We start from the raw sequence: 12,364 nt of genomic DNA on the forward strand, positions 1-12,364 counted from the left end.
AGAGGCCCGAAAGAGCGCTATAAAACTGTTGGATCAGGCCTTGCCGGTAATCTTGCGGTACTTCTCCATCAACTGTTCTTCAGTCTCCGGATGCGCTTCGTCCAGCGGAATGCAATCCACCGGGCAAACCTGCTGGCATTGTGGTTCGTCGTAGTGGCCGACGCACTGGGTGCACAGGTTCGGGTCGATCACGTAGATCTCTTCGCCTTGGGAGATGGCGGCGTTCGGGCACTCGGGTTCGCAGACGTCGCAGTTGATGCAATCGTCGGTGATGATCAGGGACATGCTAACTCCAGCCGGGGCGGCAGGCCCGGGCGCTATAAATCAATGCGCGCAATTGTGCCGCATTGGCGCGCGCAGTGCACGCGGCTGCGATCAAGGGCTGTAATCAACAACCAGGATCGCAGCCTTCGGCAGCTCCTACTTTTTAAAGCGTAGGGTCAGCGCGTCAGCCACAGCGGGGTGGACGAACTTGCTGATATCGCCACCCAGCGCGGCAATCTCCCGAACCAGCGTCGAGGAAATGAACGAATAACGCTCGGACGGCGTGAGAAACAGGCTCTCCACATCCGGGGCCAACTGACGGTTCATGTTGGCCAGCTGGAACTCGTATTCAAAGTCCGACACCGCGCGCAAACCACGCAGGAACACATTGGCGTTCTGCTCTTTGGCGAAGTGCGCCAGAAGCGTCGAGAAGCCGACCACTTCCACGTTCGGCAGGTGCTTGGTGACCTCGCGAGCCAGTTCAACCCGTTGTTCCAGCGGGAACAGCGGGTTTTTCTTCGGGCTGGCAGCGACCGCAATAATCACGTGGTCGAACAGGCGCGAGGCGCGTTCGACCAGATCGCCATGGCCCTTGGTAATAGGGTCGAAGGTACCTGGGTACAACACTCGGTTCATCGCGTCGTCCTGGCGGGAGTCCGTTGGGGAGTCGGATGGTATCGCAGCCGTCCCGGTCGGCCAAGTCGCCTGTTGGGTAAGAAAGCACTATAGACGAGGCGATTAATCGGTTTTTTCACGGGTTTCTCAGCCGATCGGCGAGGGAAGTCGCCAGTTGCGCGGTCAGGCCATACACCGACAGCTGCGGGTTGGCGCCGATGCTGGTGGGGAACAGCGAGCCGTCATGAATCGACAGATTCGTCAGTTGATGATGGCGGCCGAGACTGTCGGTGACTGCGCTTTTCGGCTCTTCGCCCATTGCGCATCCGCCCATGACGTGGGCGCTGCCGAGGCGCGTGCGGTACAGCTCAAGGCTCAAACCATCGATCAGCGTGCGGGCCTCGGCCAAGGTTTTCACGTAACGGGCGTCGGCGTGCATTGGCATCACCGATTTGGCACCGCCGGCGAACTGGATGTCGGCCATGACGTGAAAGGCCCGACGCAGGCCTTCCCAGGCGTAGGGTGATACCTGATAGTCGAGCACCGGCGAACCATCGCCCCGTAACTCGACTGCACCGCCCGTGCTGTCCGGGTGAAAACCGTCACGCAGCAAGGCCAGCATGGCGTGGGTGTGCGGCAGATCCGCCATATGTTGCGCGCTTTCTGCGCCAAGGCCGCCGAGCAGGGTGGCCGCCAGTGCCGGATGCAGCGGCGGCACTTCGAGTTTGAAGGCCATCGGCCCGGTGGTGCCGTCCTTCCACTGGAAATGGTCGGAGTAGATCGACTGCGGTGCCCCGTAAAACGGGTTGATGACCTCGTCGAAGCGCGCGGCGGACATGTTCACCGGGTGCAGGAAAGTGCGTTTACCCAGGGCTTTATGCGGGTCTGGAGCGTCTGAACGCAGCAGCAGTGCCGGGCTGTTGATGCCGCCGCCAGCCAGCACGTAATGCCGCGCCTTGACGGTGATTTTGCGGCCGGTCGGCGCGACGCAACGTTCATCCATGGCCACGCATTGCAGGCCAGTGACCTTGTCGCCGCTGATCAGCAGCTTCTCCGCGCGGGCCAGATACATCAGCTCGCCGCCCTTTTCCAGCGTCGCCGGAATGGTCGTGACCATCATCGATTGTTTGGCGTTGGTCGGGCAGCCCATGCCGCAATAGCCGAGGTTCCAGCAACCGCGCACATTGCGCGGAATCACGTGCCAGCTGTAGCCGAGTTGCTCGCAGCCTTTGCGGATCACGTCGTTGTTGGCGTTGGGCGGGACCCTCCACGGGGCGACGCCGAGGCGTTGCTCCATTTTCTCGAACCACGGCGCCATCTCGGCAGGGCTGTGGCCTTTGACGTTGTGTTCCTTGGCCCAGTGCTCGAGGGTCGGCTCCGGGGTGCGAAAGCTCGAGGTCCAGTTGATCAGCGTCGTGCCGCCGACCGCGCGGCCCTGAAGGATGGTGATCGCGCCGTCCTTGCTCATGCGGCCGATGCCTTCCTGATAGAGGCTGCTGTAGGCCAAGTCTTCGAGCATTTTGAAATCGGAGCTGGTTTTCAGCGGGCCTTCTTCTATCAGCAGCACTTTGTAGCCGGCGGCGCTGAGGATTTCCGCCGTGGTGCCGCCACCGGCGCCGCTGCCGATGATGGCCACGTCGGCTTCAAGGCTGAGATCGTCGCTCAGTTGGGCGCCGTTGTAGGTTTTCCAGCCTCGGGCGAGGCCTTCGCGGAACGGGTCGGGTACGGGCATTGATCAGGATCTCTTGTTTTTGTTGTTATGGCGGGCCTCATCGCGAGCAGGCTCACTCCTACAGGGGAATGCATTTCAAATGTGCGAGCCTGCTCGCGAAGGGGGCAACACGGTTTCAGACCGTGGGCGGGCCCGGATAAGCGCAATGCGCCCATGACTCCGCGCGGGAGTACCAGGCCATCATCACCATCTGCTGCAACGAGCTATGCCCCATGCGCAGCAGGTTCAGCGAACTGTTTTCCCAGCGCTCAAGGAAATGTCGCATGGCCTCGGCACTGGCGTTTTCCCAGCTGCCCCAGATCCCGGTGAGTGGCCCGCGAGTGACGGCCATGCCCAGTACATCGAACAGTTGCCGAGTGAGTTTGAGCATTTCCGGCGACAGGTGATCGAGGCTGTAGTCCAGCGATTTGAGCGTGCCCTCGACGGCGGCCGACATCTTTTCGGTCGCCACGGCGCCGTCGAGCATCACCGGAATCAGCGCGCGCAGAAACAGCAGGTCGCCGTCGCGCAACGAGACAAAACCGTTGGCCGCGACGCTCGATGAGCAGCCGCTGAGGCTGGCACCGAGCCCGGCAGTGGCGAGAAACGCCGTGGCGCCGAGGCTGAATTTCAGCAGGCCACGGCGGGACAGGGCGGGTGTTTCGGTCAGGCTTGGGTGCATTGTTGTTATTACCCGGCGGTGACAAGTGTTTAGCGAATGAACAGCTTCTGGATCAGTTTCTGAATCGATTTGCCGTAGGGCGGATAAATCAGCCTGGCCGCGTTGAAGCGCTGTTTAATGAGCACGCCTTTGGCTTTGCTGAAGGTCAGGAAGCCTTCGTGACCGTGGTAGTGGCCCATGCCGGAAGCACCAATGCCGCCGAACGGCATATCGTCCTGAGCCACGTGCAGCAATGTGTCGTTGAGGCACACGCCGCCGGAATGGGTTTCGTGCAGCACCCGGTTCTGTTCGCGTTTGTCGTAGCCAAAGTAGTAAAGAGCCAGAGGACGTGGCCGCTGATTGATGTAAGCAAATGCCTGCTCCAGATCCTGATACGGCACGATCGGCAGCAGCGGGCCGAAGATTTCGTCCTGCATCACGGTCATCTCGTCGCTGACATTCAGCAGCACACTGTGCGGCATGCGTCGGCCCTGACCCTGCTCGAACAGCGGAATCAACAGCGCGCCCTTGCTGGTGGCATCACTGACATAGCCGTTGAGCCGTGCCAGTTGGCGTTCGTTGATGATCGCCGTGTAGTCGGGATTGTCGGTGAGTGTCGGGTAAAAACCCTGCACCGCCTGGCGATAGGCTTCGACGAAAGCGCCGACCCGATCCTCCGGCACCAGCACGTAATCCGGGGCAACGCAGGTCTGACCGGCGTTGAGGGTTTTGCCGAAGGCGATGCGCTCGGCAGCATCCTTGAGCGGCACATCGCGGGAGACGATGGCCGGCGACTTGCCGCCCAGTTCCAGGGTGACCGGGGTCAGGTTTTCGGCGGCGGCGCGCATCACGTGTTTGCCGATGCTGGTGGCGCCAGTAAACAGCAAGTGATCGAAGCGCAAGCGCGAGAACGCCACGCCGATATCGGCTTCACCGAGCACCACGCAGACGAGGTCTTCGGGGAAGATCCGCGCCAGTAATTCCTTGAGCAACAGTCCGGTGGCAGGGGTTGATTCGCTGAGCTTGAGCATCACCCGGTTGCCCGCCGCCAAGGCGCCGACCAGCGGGCCGACGGCCAGGTATAACGGGTAGTTCCACGGCACGATGACGCCAACCACGCCCAGTGGCTGATACACCACCTTCGCCGAGGCTGGCTGGAACGCCATGCCGACCTTGCGCCGCGAGGCTTTCATCCAGCCCTTGAGATGGCGGCTGGCGTAATGAATGCCGTGCAGGCTCGGCATCAGTTCGGCGAGCAGGGTTTCGTCGGCGCTGCGATGGCTGAAATCGGAGCTGATTGCCTCGATCAAGGCCTGGCGCTCGTTGCTGAGCAAATCACTCAGTGCCTTGAGCCACTGCTGGCGCTGAGCGGCGGGCGGCATCGGATTGGCGGCATACGCAGCCCGCTGCGCCTGGAACAACCGGTCCAGTTCAGCCAGCGGTTGTTGCAGCGTTTGCAGGTAAGCAACGTCGGCAGTCATGGTCTGCTCCGGATTTATTGTAGTGACGAACTTTTTAGAGTCTATGCTCTAGAAAGTCAAATGACTTCCCTGCTCAACATCGTTTTATCCATTTCCGGTTAGGTCGTAAGATGCCCCCCCAACGCACTCTGAATTAAAGCTCAAGCCATGGCCCCACGAATAAAAACCAGCGAGCGTATCGTGCTGAACAGTCTTGAACTGTTCAATCAGCAGGGCGAGCGCAGCATCAGCACCAATCACATCGCCGCCCACATGGAGATTTCTCCGGGCAACCTGTACTACCACTTCCCCAACAAGCAGGCGATCATCGCCGTGTTGTTCAGTGAGTACGAAAGCCTCGTGGACAGCTTTCTGCGCCCGCCGCAGGGGCGCGCGGCGACGGTCGAGGACAAGCGTTTCTATCTCAAGGAATTGCTCTCGGCGATGTGGCGCTACCGCTTTCTGCACCGTGATCTCGAGCATTTGCTCGACAGCGATCCGGAACTCGCCGCCCGCTATCGGCGCTTTTCCCAGCGATGCGTGATTCAGGGCGCGGCGATCTACGAAGGTTTTGTTGCCGCCGGGATCCTGGATATGGATCGCGTGCAGATCGAGTCCCTGACCCTCAATGCGTGGATCATTCTGACGTCCTGGGTGCGCTTCCTGTGCACCACCCGCGAGAACTCCAACCACCTCAGTGAACAAGCCATTAAACGTGGCGTGTATCAGGTGCTGGTGCTGGAAGCCGGGTTTGTCACCGAGCAGGCGCGTGACGAGGTCAATGCGTTATTCGAAGAATTCTACGTGCCGCTGGCCCAAGCCCTCGAAGACGTGAAATAAACCGTTCTGTTGAAATCCCCCAGGAGCCCGTTATGCCGATTGCGCAACTGATCAGCCCCGAAGCACTGGATGCCCGCAAGACCCAGCCGGGGCTGGTGATTCTCGATTGTCGTTTTGCCCTCGAAGACCCGGACTACGGTCAGCGCAGCTATGCCGAAGGGCACATTGCCGGGGCGAGTTTCGCCGATCTTGAGCGTGACCTCAGCGGGGCCGTGGTCAAAGGCGTGACCGGTCGTCATCCGTTGCCCGAGCCAGCGGCGTTGATCGAGCGGCTGCAGGCGTGGGGCATCAACAACGACAGCGATGTGGTTCTGTATGACGACGGCCCCGGTGCCTACGCCGCGCGGGCGTGGTGGTTGCTGGCATGGCTGGGCAAGCGTGACGGCGTGTTCATTCTCGATGGCGGACTCAAGGCGTGGCATGCGGCCGGATTGCCGCTGAGCCTGGATGCGCCGACGATCAGTCGCGGTAATTTCAGTGGTCAGCCGGACATGAGCCTGCTGCTGAGCGCCGAGCAACTGCAACAGCGGCTCGGTCAACCGGCGCTGACGTTGATCGATGCCCGGGCCTTGCCGCGTTTCAAAGGTGAGGTCGAACCGATTGATCCGGTGGCCGGGCATATTCCCGGTGCGCAGTGCGCAGCGTTCACCGACAACCTCGGCAGCGATGGGCGCTTTCTGCCCGCCGATCAGCTCAAACAGCGTTTTGCCGCCAAGCTCGGCGAGCGTTCGCCAGCGGATCTGGTTGCCTATTGCGGGTCTGGCGTGACGGCGTGTCATAACCTGTTTGCATTGTGTCTGGCGGGTTATCCGTTGGCGTCGTTGTATGCCGGATCGTGGAGCGAGTGGATCAACCAGCCTTCGAGCGGTATCGCCACCGGCGAATAAGATCAAAAGATCGCGGCCTTCGGCAGCTCCTACATTGGAATGCATTTCCCTGTAGGAGCTGCCGAAGGCTGCGATCTTTTAGCTTTCCATCCGGGCGCTACGGTACGCGGCGGGCCCGACGCCATAAGCCTGTTTGAACTGCCGGCTCAAATGGCTCTGATCGGCAAAGCCCAGTTGCGTGGCGACTTCAACCGGCAAGCAGCCGTGCTGCAGAAGTGCACGAGCCTGGGCGATGCGCTGCTGCATCAGCCAGGTGTGCGGCGGCATGCCGGTGGCGCGACGGAATACTCGGGCAAAATGGAAGGGCGACAGATTCACCGCCGCTGCGAGCTCTTCCAGCGATGGCGGCGCCGCCAGTTGCGCGTGCAGCAGTTCTTTGCCCAACAGCACCGCGCGGTGTTCCTTGCCGGCTCGTCCGGGGGCCGGCACAGCCGCATGGCGTTGCAACAGCCGCAACATCATCTCGCGCCACAGCGTTTGCTGTTGCAGCGCGGTGGCCGGGCTTTCGAGCAAACGGTGCAAATGGGCAAAGCCGTTGACCAGATCCGGGTCGCGATACAGCGTGGCGCCGAATGCCGGCAGGTTGGTGGTGGACAGTTCCAGCTCATCCAGCAGCGAAACGATTTGCGCGGTATCGGGATAAAACGCCCGGTACAGCCAGCCATCCTCGGTGCCCTTGTGCCCGGTGTGCAATTCGTCGGGATTGATCAATACCAGCGTGCCGCTGCCGGCCAGATGTTCGGCGCCGCGATAGCGATAACGCTGGGCGCCGGCCATGATCATGCCGATCACGAAGCCGTCGTGCACATGCGGGGCGAAACGATGCTCGATGTAGCGTGCCGAGAGCAACTCGACCCCGGCCAGCGGCGCGGTTTGCCAGAAGCGGATCGACTCACCCTGATCGCTCATGCGGGCACGCGCGCCAGCCACTGCGGGATGCGACGTTCCAGGTAATAACCAGGCTGACGAATCGAACCGTCGACAAAGCCGACATGCCCGCCGCGTGCCTGCAGTTCGAACACGGTCGACGCCGACAGCTCACTGGACTGCGGCAAGCTGTGCGGGAACACGAACGGATCGTCCGCCGCCTGAATGATCAGGGTCGGCGTACGGATCTCTCCGAGGAAATAGCGGCTCGACGCGCGACGATAGTAATCCTCGGCATCATTGAAACCGTGCAACGGCGCGGTCACCCGACCATCGAAATCCCAGAAGGTACGCATGTTTTCCAGCGAGCCAAGGGCTGCCAGCGCGGCGAGTCCGTCTTCGCGACCGTCATGCTGAAACTGGCGTTGCTTGTTCTTGATGTAGGCGACCATCTCGCGCATGAAGTGCGCCTGATAGACCTTGGAAAAGCCCTGGCCGATGCGGTCGGCGCATTGGTCCAGGCGAAACGGCACCGACACCGCCACCGCGCCGAGCACACCGCTGGCGCAACCGCTTTCCCCGAGATGCTTGAGCAGCACGTTACCGCCCAAGGAGTAGCCGACGGCATACAAAGGTGCCAGCGGTCGTTTGGCACGCAGGTGTCTGATGGTTTCGGCGAGGTCTTCGCTGGCGCCGGAGTGATAACTGCGCGGCAGCAGATTCGGCTCGCCCGAGCAGCCGCGCCAGTTCAGCGCAACGCTGGCCCAGCCTTGATCGGCCAACGCCTTCTGGATGCCCGCCACGTAGGGTGAATTGGAGGAACCGGTTAACCCATGCAGTACCAGCACCAATGGCGCATCGGCGGTGTGCGGGCCGTGCCAGTCGAGATCGAGAAAGTCGCCATCCTCAAGCCACAGGCGTTCACGTTCACGTTCGATATGCACGGTTTTGCGCCACAGCGGCCCCCACAAGGTTTGCAGGTGCGGATTGCCGAGGCCGAAGGCGGGGAGGAAGCGTTCTGAAGAAGCGGACACGATGGTTCTCGATGCAGAGCGGCGACCTTGTTGGAAGGGGCGCCGCATATTCAGGCCGGTCGGTTAACCGGCGATCTCTGCCGTACGTTGCCACAGCGCGTAATAAACCCGTCCGGATTTCTGTTCGCGATGCAGGCGCCAGTTGCCCGGCAGGCCCAGCGTCGATGGCGCGGTTTCGCTTTCAGTGTAGATCCACGAGTCCGGCGCCAGCCACTGACGCTCTTCGAGCAAGGTGCAGACGGCAGGCAGCAGGTTCTGGTTGAACGGCGGATCGAGGAACACCAGGTCGAACGGTGTTGCGGTCTGGGTTTCCAGATAACGCAGGGCGTCGGCGGTCTGCACCTGACCGTTGGTGCAGCGCAGGGTGCCGAGGTGTTCTTTCAGGCTGGAGACGGCAATGTTGCTGGCATCCAGCGCCTGACCCATGGCCGCGCCGCGGGACAGCGCTTCGAGAAACAGCGCGCCACTGCCGGCGAACGGGTCGAGCACCTTGGCCCCTTCAACGTACGGCGCCAGCCAGTTGAACAGGGTTTCACGCACACGGTCCGGCGTCGGGCGCAGGCCCGGCGCATCAGGGAAGCTCAGCTTGCGGCTGCGCCATTGGCCGCCAATGATGCGCAACTGGTTCACACCGTTGTGGACGTTGTGCGCAGGTTTTTTAGGGGAACGAGTTGCCATTAATGCTCCGGAACCCCGAGCGGTTGCTCGGCAGGTTTATCAGATGGGGCCGGTAACGGCTTTTGCGGCACGGTCGGACCAGCGGTGACGATGACCATTTTGTCCGTGCTCAGGTGTTTGTTGAGGGCGTCGCGGACTTGCTCGACGGTCAGGCTCTGCGACTGACGCATGAAGTCATCCAGGTAGCTCAACGGCAGATTATAGAAGCCCATGGCGCCGAGTTGGCCGACGATATCGGCATTGCTCGCGGTGGACAGCGGGAAGCTGCCGGCCAGTTCGCGCTTGGCGTCATCGAGTTCTTTCTGCGTCGGCCCGGTTTTCAGGTAATCGGCGAGCACGTCCTGCACCAGTTTCAGCGTGCCTTCGCTCATTTCCGCGCGGGTCTGCAGGTTGATCATGAACGGGCCGCGCGCCTGCATCGGGCTGAACGCCGAGTACACGCCGTAGGTCAGGCCGCGCTTCTCGCGCACTTCGCTCATCAGGCGCGTGCCGAAACCGCCACCACCGAGGATCTGGTTGCCCATCGACAGCGCGGCGTAATCCGGATCGTCACGATCGATGCCCAACTGCGCGAGCATCAGGTTGGTCTGCTTCGACGGGAACTCGATATGGTTGATGCTCGCTTTCGGCTCCTGCGGCTGAGCGATCTTCGCCAGCGCCGGGCCTTTGGGCAGTGCGGCGGAAACCTGATTGGCAATCGACTCGGCTTCCGTACGCGACAGGTCACCGACCAGCGCGATCACCACGTTGCCGGCGGCGTAGGCCTTGGCGTGGAATTCACGCAACTGCGCGAGGGTGATCTTCGGCACGCTCTGTGGGTTACCGTCACTCGAATGCGCGTACGGGTGATCGCCGTACAGGCGCTTCATCAGCTCAAGGCTGGCGAGTTTGCCGGGGTTCTGTTTCTGGTATTCGAAACCGGCGAGCATCTGGTTCTTGATGCGTGCGAACGAGTCGGCCGGGAAGGTCGGTTTGCCAACCACCTCCGCGAACAGCTTCAGCGCCGGTTCACGTTTGTCGGCGGCACTCAGACTGCGCAACGAAGCCAGCGCCATGTCCTTGAAGGCACCGTTGCCGAAATCCGCGCCCAGACCTTCGAAACCCTGCGCGATGGCACCGACGTCTTTGCCGGCGACACCTTCGTTGAGCATTGCGTTGGTCAGCACCGCCAGGCCCGACGCATTGCCGTCCTGGCTGCTGCCGGCGGCGAAGATCAGGCGCATGTCGAACATCGGCAGTTCATGGGCTTCGACGAACAGCACCTTGGCGCCTTCGGCGGTGTTCCAGGTCTGTACATCGAGCTTGCGGCTGGCCGGGGCCTTGCCGTCGAGCTCGGCCAGCGATTGCAGCTTTTGGCTGGACTTGGCGTTGTCGAGTGCTTCGCTGGCAGTGCTGTCAGCGCCGGGCATCAGGTAGAACGCGGCAGAGCCGATCACCGCCACGGCGATCAGGCCGAGCAGCAGACGTGGGGATTTGCGCTCACTCATGAGTCGTCTCCAGTGGCAGGACGTGGGCGACGCTGAGACGTTCGCGGGTGAAATACAGCTTGGCGGCGTTCTGGATGTCTTGCGGGGTCACGCTTTCCAGATCGGCCAGTTCGGTGTCCATCAGTTTCCACGACAGACCGACGGTCTCGAGTTGACCGATGGCGGTGGCCTGACTGGTGATCGAATCACGTTCGAAGACCAGACCGGCAATCACTTGTGCGCGCACGCGCTCCAGTTCTTCGGCAGACGGAGCGGTGGTTTTCAACTGCTCCAGCAGTTTCCACAGACCGGCCTCGGCTTGCGCGATGGTCTTTTTCTTCTGGGTGTTGGGGGTTGCCGACAGGGTGAACAGGCTGTCGCCACGGGTATACGCGTCGTAGCTCGACGAACCGCCGGAGACCAGCTCTTCGCCGCGTTCCAGTTGTGTCGGGATGCGACCGCTGTAGCCACCGTCGAGCAGGGCCGAGATCAGGCGCAAGGCGTTGACCGAGCGTTTGTCTTCGGCCGTGGCAATGCTTGGCACGTTGAAACCGAGCATCAGGCTGGGCAATTGCGTCTGCACGTGGAGGGTGATCTGGCGCTCGCCGGGTTCGGCCAGCTCCAGTGGTTTTTTCGCCGGTGGCACGTCGCGCTTGGCGATCGGGCCGAAATAGCGTTGGGCGAGGGTTTTCACTTCGTCCGGGGTGACGTCGCCGACCACGACGAGTGTGGCGTTGTTCGGCACGTACCAGGATTGGTACCAGTGACGCAGCTCCTCGACCTTCATGCGGTCGAGGTCGGCCATCCAGCCAATGGTTGGCGTGTGGTAGCCGCTGGCCGGGTAGGCCATGGCTTTGTAGCGCTCGTAGGCCTTGGACATCGGCTTGTCATCGGTGCGCAGGCGGCGCTCTTCCTTGATGACTTCGATTTCCTTGGCGAACTCGTCGGCCGGCAGGCGCAGATTGGCCATGCGGTCGGCTTCCAGCTCAAAGGCCACGCCCAGACGGTCGCGGGCCAGCACCTGGTAGTAAGCGGTGAAGTCGTCGCTGGTGAAGGCGTTCTCTTCAGCACCGAGATCGCGCAGGATCAGCGACGCTTCGCCGGGGCCGACTTTCTCGCTGCCCTTGAACATCATGTGCTCAAGCGCATGAGACAAACCGGTCTGGCCCGGGGTTTCGTAGCTGGAACCGACCTTGTACCAAACCTGCGACACCACCACCGGCGCGCGATGGTCTTCGCGCACAACGACCTTGAGACCGTTGTCGAGGGTGAATTCGTGGGTCGGTTGCGGGTCGGCCGCCAAGGCCGAAAGGGGCAGGCAGACTGTGCTGAGCAGCAGGCCTGCAGCGCGGCGGGCTAGAGCATTCATTCGTTTTTTAACCTGTTGGGCTGCCCGCTTGGTCTTAGCGTCGGCGGGCGAGAGGGTGCTAGGATACTGATCCGTTTTACCGGCGACCACGCCTATCAGGTTCTGGGACTTGATCAGGCTGAATGGGTTTGCGGCGCAAAGCAGTGTTTTACCTACTAAACTCCGCGTTTTCGCCGATTTTCACCGGTTTAGACCTTCGTTAAAACGATCTTTGAGGTGCCTGTAGCGCCTCGACAAAATGTTGCGCGTGAACAAGCTGGGTCAAACACAGTCTGTTCTGCATCGAATATTTATTTGCCGAGGCGCCCTTATGGCGCGTCGCTACCGTGAGATAGCCGTCCTCCATGTTTGGTTCCAACGACGACAAGAAGACCCCAGCTGCGGCTGGCGAGAAGAAAAGCCTGTTCGGATGGCTGCGTAAGAAACCGCAGGAACCCGTCGTCGAACAGCCGCCCGCGATTCCTGAACCTGCCCCGGCGCCGGTTCCGGTAATAGAAGAAGAACCGGCGCCG

The 12,364-nt window shown here is 61.6% G+C and carries 12 protein-coding genes and 1 pseudogene; 3 read left to right on the plus strand and 10 right to left on the minus strand.

Annotated elements, in window-relative coordinates; translation table 11 throughout:
• Window positions 1-33: 33 nt before the first annotated feature.
• From M9827_RS13465 to M9827_RS13485, 5 genes are all read right to left on the minus strand, one after another.
• Window positions 34-285 carry a YfhL family 4Fe-4S dicluster ferredoxin gene (locus tag M9827_RS13465; protein ID WP_003195146.1) on the minus strand — a complete coding sequence of 84 codons (252 nt, stop codon included), beginning with the start codon at window positions 283-285 and terminating at the stop codon, window positions 34-36.
• Between the two features lie 135 nt (window positions 286-420).
• Entirely contained in the window at window positions 421-900 is a 480-nt protein-coding gene (coaD, locus tag M9827_RS13470; RefSeq protein ID WP_003229157.1) for a pantetheine-phosphate adenylyltransferase, read from the minus strand.
• A 115-nt stretch (window positions 901-1,015) separates the two neighbouring features.
• Complete coding sequence (locus M9827_RS13475; protein WP_250605796.1) at window positions 1,016-2,611, minus strand: GMC family oxidoreductase; 1,596 nt, start codon at window positions 2,609-2,611, stop codon at window positions 1,016-1,018.
• A 115-nt stretch (window positions 2,612-2,726) separates the two neighbouring features.
• Window positions 2,727-3,272: a twin-arginine translocation pathway signal protein gene (locus M9827_RS13480; RefSeq protein ID WP_250605797.1), complete on the minus strand. Its 546-nt coding sequence runs from the start codon at window positions 3,270-3,272 to the stop codon at window positions 2,727-2,729.
• 29 nt (window positions 3,273-3,301) lie between these two features.
• Complete coding sequence (locus M9827_RS13485) at window positions 3,302-4,732, minus strand: coniferyl aldehyde dehydrogenase (protein WP_250605798.1); 1,431 nt, start codon at window positions 4,730-4,732, stop codon at window positions 3,302-3,304.
• 147 nt (window positions 4,733-4,879) lie between these two features.
• Between M9827_RS13485 and M9827_RS13490 the strand changes: the two genes are divergently transcribed.
• Both M9827_RS13490 and M9827_RS13495 read left to right on the plus strand, forming a co-directional pair.
• Window positions 4,880-5,551 carry a TetR/AcrR family transcriptional regulator gene (locus M9827_RS13490; protein ID WP_007913599.1) on the plus strand — a complete coding sequence of 224 codons (672 nt, stop codon included), beginning with the start codon at window positions 4,880-4,882 and terminating at the stop codon, window positions 5,549-5,551.
• Window positions 5,552-5,583: 32 nt separating this feature from the next.
• On the plus strand, window positions 5,584-6,438 hold the full coding sequence (locus tag M9827_RS13495) for a sulfurtransferase (RefSeq protein WP_250605799.1): 855 nt from the start codon (window positions 5,584-5,586) through the stop codon (window positions 6,436-6,438).
• Between the two features lie 78 nt (window positions 6,439-6,516).
• Here the strand turns inward: M9827_RS13495 and M9827_RS13500 are convergent, their stop codons facing one another.
• The 5 genes from M9827_RS13500 to M9827_RS13520 all read right to left on the minus strand — a co-directional run bounded on the left by M9827_RS13500 (window position 6,517) and on the right by M9827_RS13520 (window position 11,852).
• Window positions 6,517-7,347, minus strand: coding sequence for an AraC family transcriptional regulator (locus M9827_RS13500; RefSeq protein WP_250605800.1), 831 nt, complete (start codon window positions 7,345-7,347; stop codon window positions 6,517-6,519).
• Window positions 7,344-8,339 (minus strand): hydrolase, encoded by a 996-nt coding sequence (locus tag M9827_RS13505; protein WP_250605801.1) that lies wholly within the window; start codon window positions 8,337-8,339, stop codon window positions 7,344-7,346. The genes M9827_RS13500 and M9827_RS13505 overlap by 4 nt, the downstream gene beginning before the upstream one ends.
• Before the next feature lie 63 nt (window positions 8,340-8,402).
• Entirely contained in the window at window positions 8,403-9,017 is a 615-nt protein-coding gene (gene rsmD / locus M9827_RS13510) for a 16S rRNA (guanine(966)-N(2))-methyltransferase RsmD (RefSeq protein ID WP_250605802.1), read from the minus strand.
• Entirely contained in the window at window positions 9,017-10,504 is a 1,488-nt protein-coding gene (locus M9827_RS13515; protein ID WP_250605803.1) for a M16 family metallopeptidase, read from the minus strand. The genes rsmD and M9827_RS13515 overlap by 1 nt, the downstream gene beginning before the upstream one ends.
• Window positions 10,497-11,852, minus strand: a complete 1,356-nt coding sequence (locus M9827_RS13520; protein WP_007913612.1) for a M16 family metallopeptidase — start codon at window positions 11,850-11,852, stop codon at window positions 10,497-10,499. Before M9827_RS13520 ends, M9827_RS13515 begins: the two co-directional genes overlap by 8 nt.
• Window positions 11,853-12,196: 344 nt before the next feature.
• Between M9827_RS13520 and M9827_RS13525 the strand changes: the two are divergent.
• A pseudogene (locus M9827_RS13525) lies at window positions 12,197-12,364 on the plus strand (signal recognition particle-docking protein FtsY); the annotation flags it as partial.

This window comes from Pseudomonas sp. AKS31 (genome assembly GCF_023634765.1).
Lineage (GTDB): Bacteria > Pseudomonadota > Gammaproteobacteria > Pseudomonadales > Pseudomonadaceae > Aquipseudomonas.

Coding starts and splice junctions, on each gene's coding strand:
- M9827_RS13465 (WP_003195146.1), bottom strand. CDS start 285: ATGTCCCTGATCATCACCGACGATTGCATCAACTGCGACGTCTGCGAA.
- coaD (WP_003229157.1), bottom strand. CDS start 900: ATGAACCGAGTGTTGTACCCAGGTACCTTCGACCCTATTACCAAGGGC.
- M9827_RS13475 (WP_250605796.1), bottom strand. CDS start 2,611: ATGCCCGTACCCGACCCGTTCCGCGAAGGCCTCGCCCGAGGCTGGAAA.
- M9827_RS13480 (WP_250605797.1), bottom strand. CDS start 3,272: ATGCACCCAAGCCTGACCGAAACACCCGCCCTGTCCCGCCGTGGCCTG.
- M9827_RS13485 (WP_250605798.1), bottom strand. CDS start 4,732: ATGACTGCCGACGTTGCTTACCTGCAAACGCTGCAACAACCGCTGGCT.
- M9827_RS13490 (WP_007913599.1), top strand. CDS start 4,880: ATGGCCCCACGAATAAAAACCAGCGAGCGTATCGTGCTGAACAGTCTT.
- M9827_RS13495 (WP_250605799.1), top strand. CDS start 5,584: ATGCCGATTGCGCAACTGATCAGCCCCGAAGCACTGGATGCCCGCAAG.
- M9827_RS13500 (WP_250605800.1), bottom strand. CDS start 7,347: ATGAGCGATCAGGGTGAGTCGATCCGCTTCTGGCAAACCGCGCCGCTG.
- rsmD (WP_250605802.1), bottom strand. CDS start 9,017: ATGGCAACTCGTTCCCCTAAAAAACCTGCGCACAACGTCCACAACGGT.
- M9827_RS13515 (WP_250605803.1), bottom strand. CDS start 10,504: ATGAGTGAGCGCAAATCCCCACGTCTGCTGCTCGGCCTGATCGCCGTG.
- M9827_RS13520 (WP_007913612.1), bottom strand. CDS start 11,852: ATGAATGCTCTAGCCCGCCGCGCTGCAGGCCTGCTGCTCAGCACAGTC.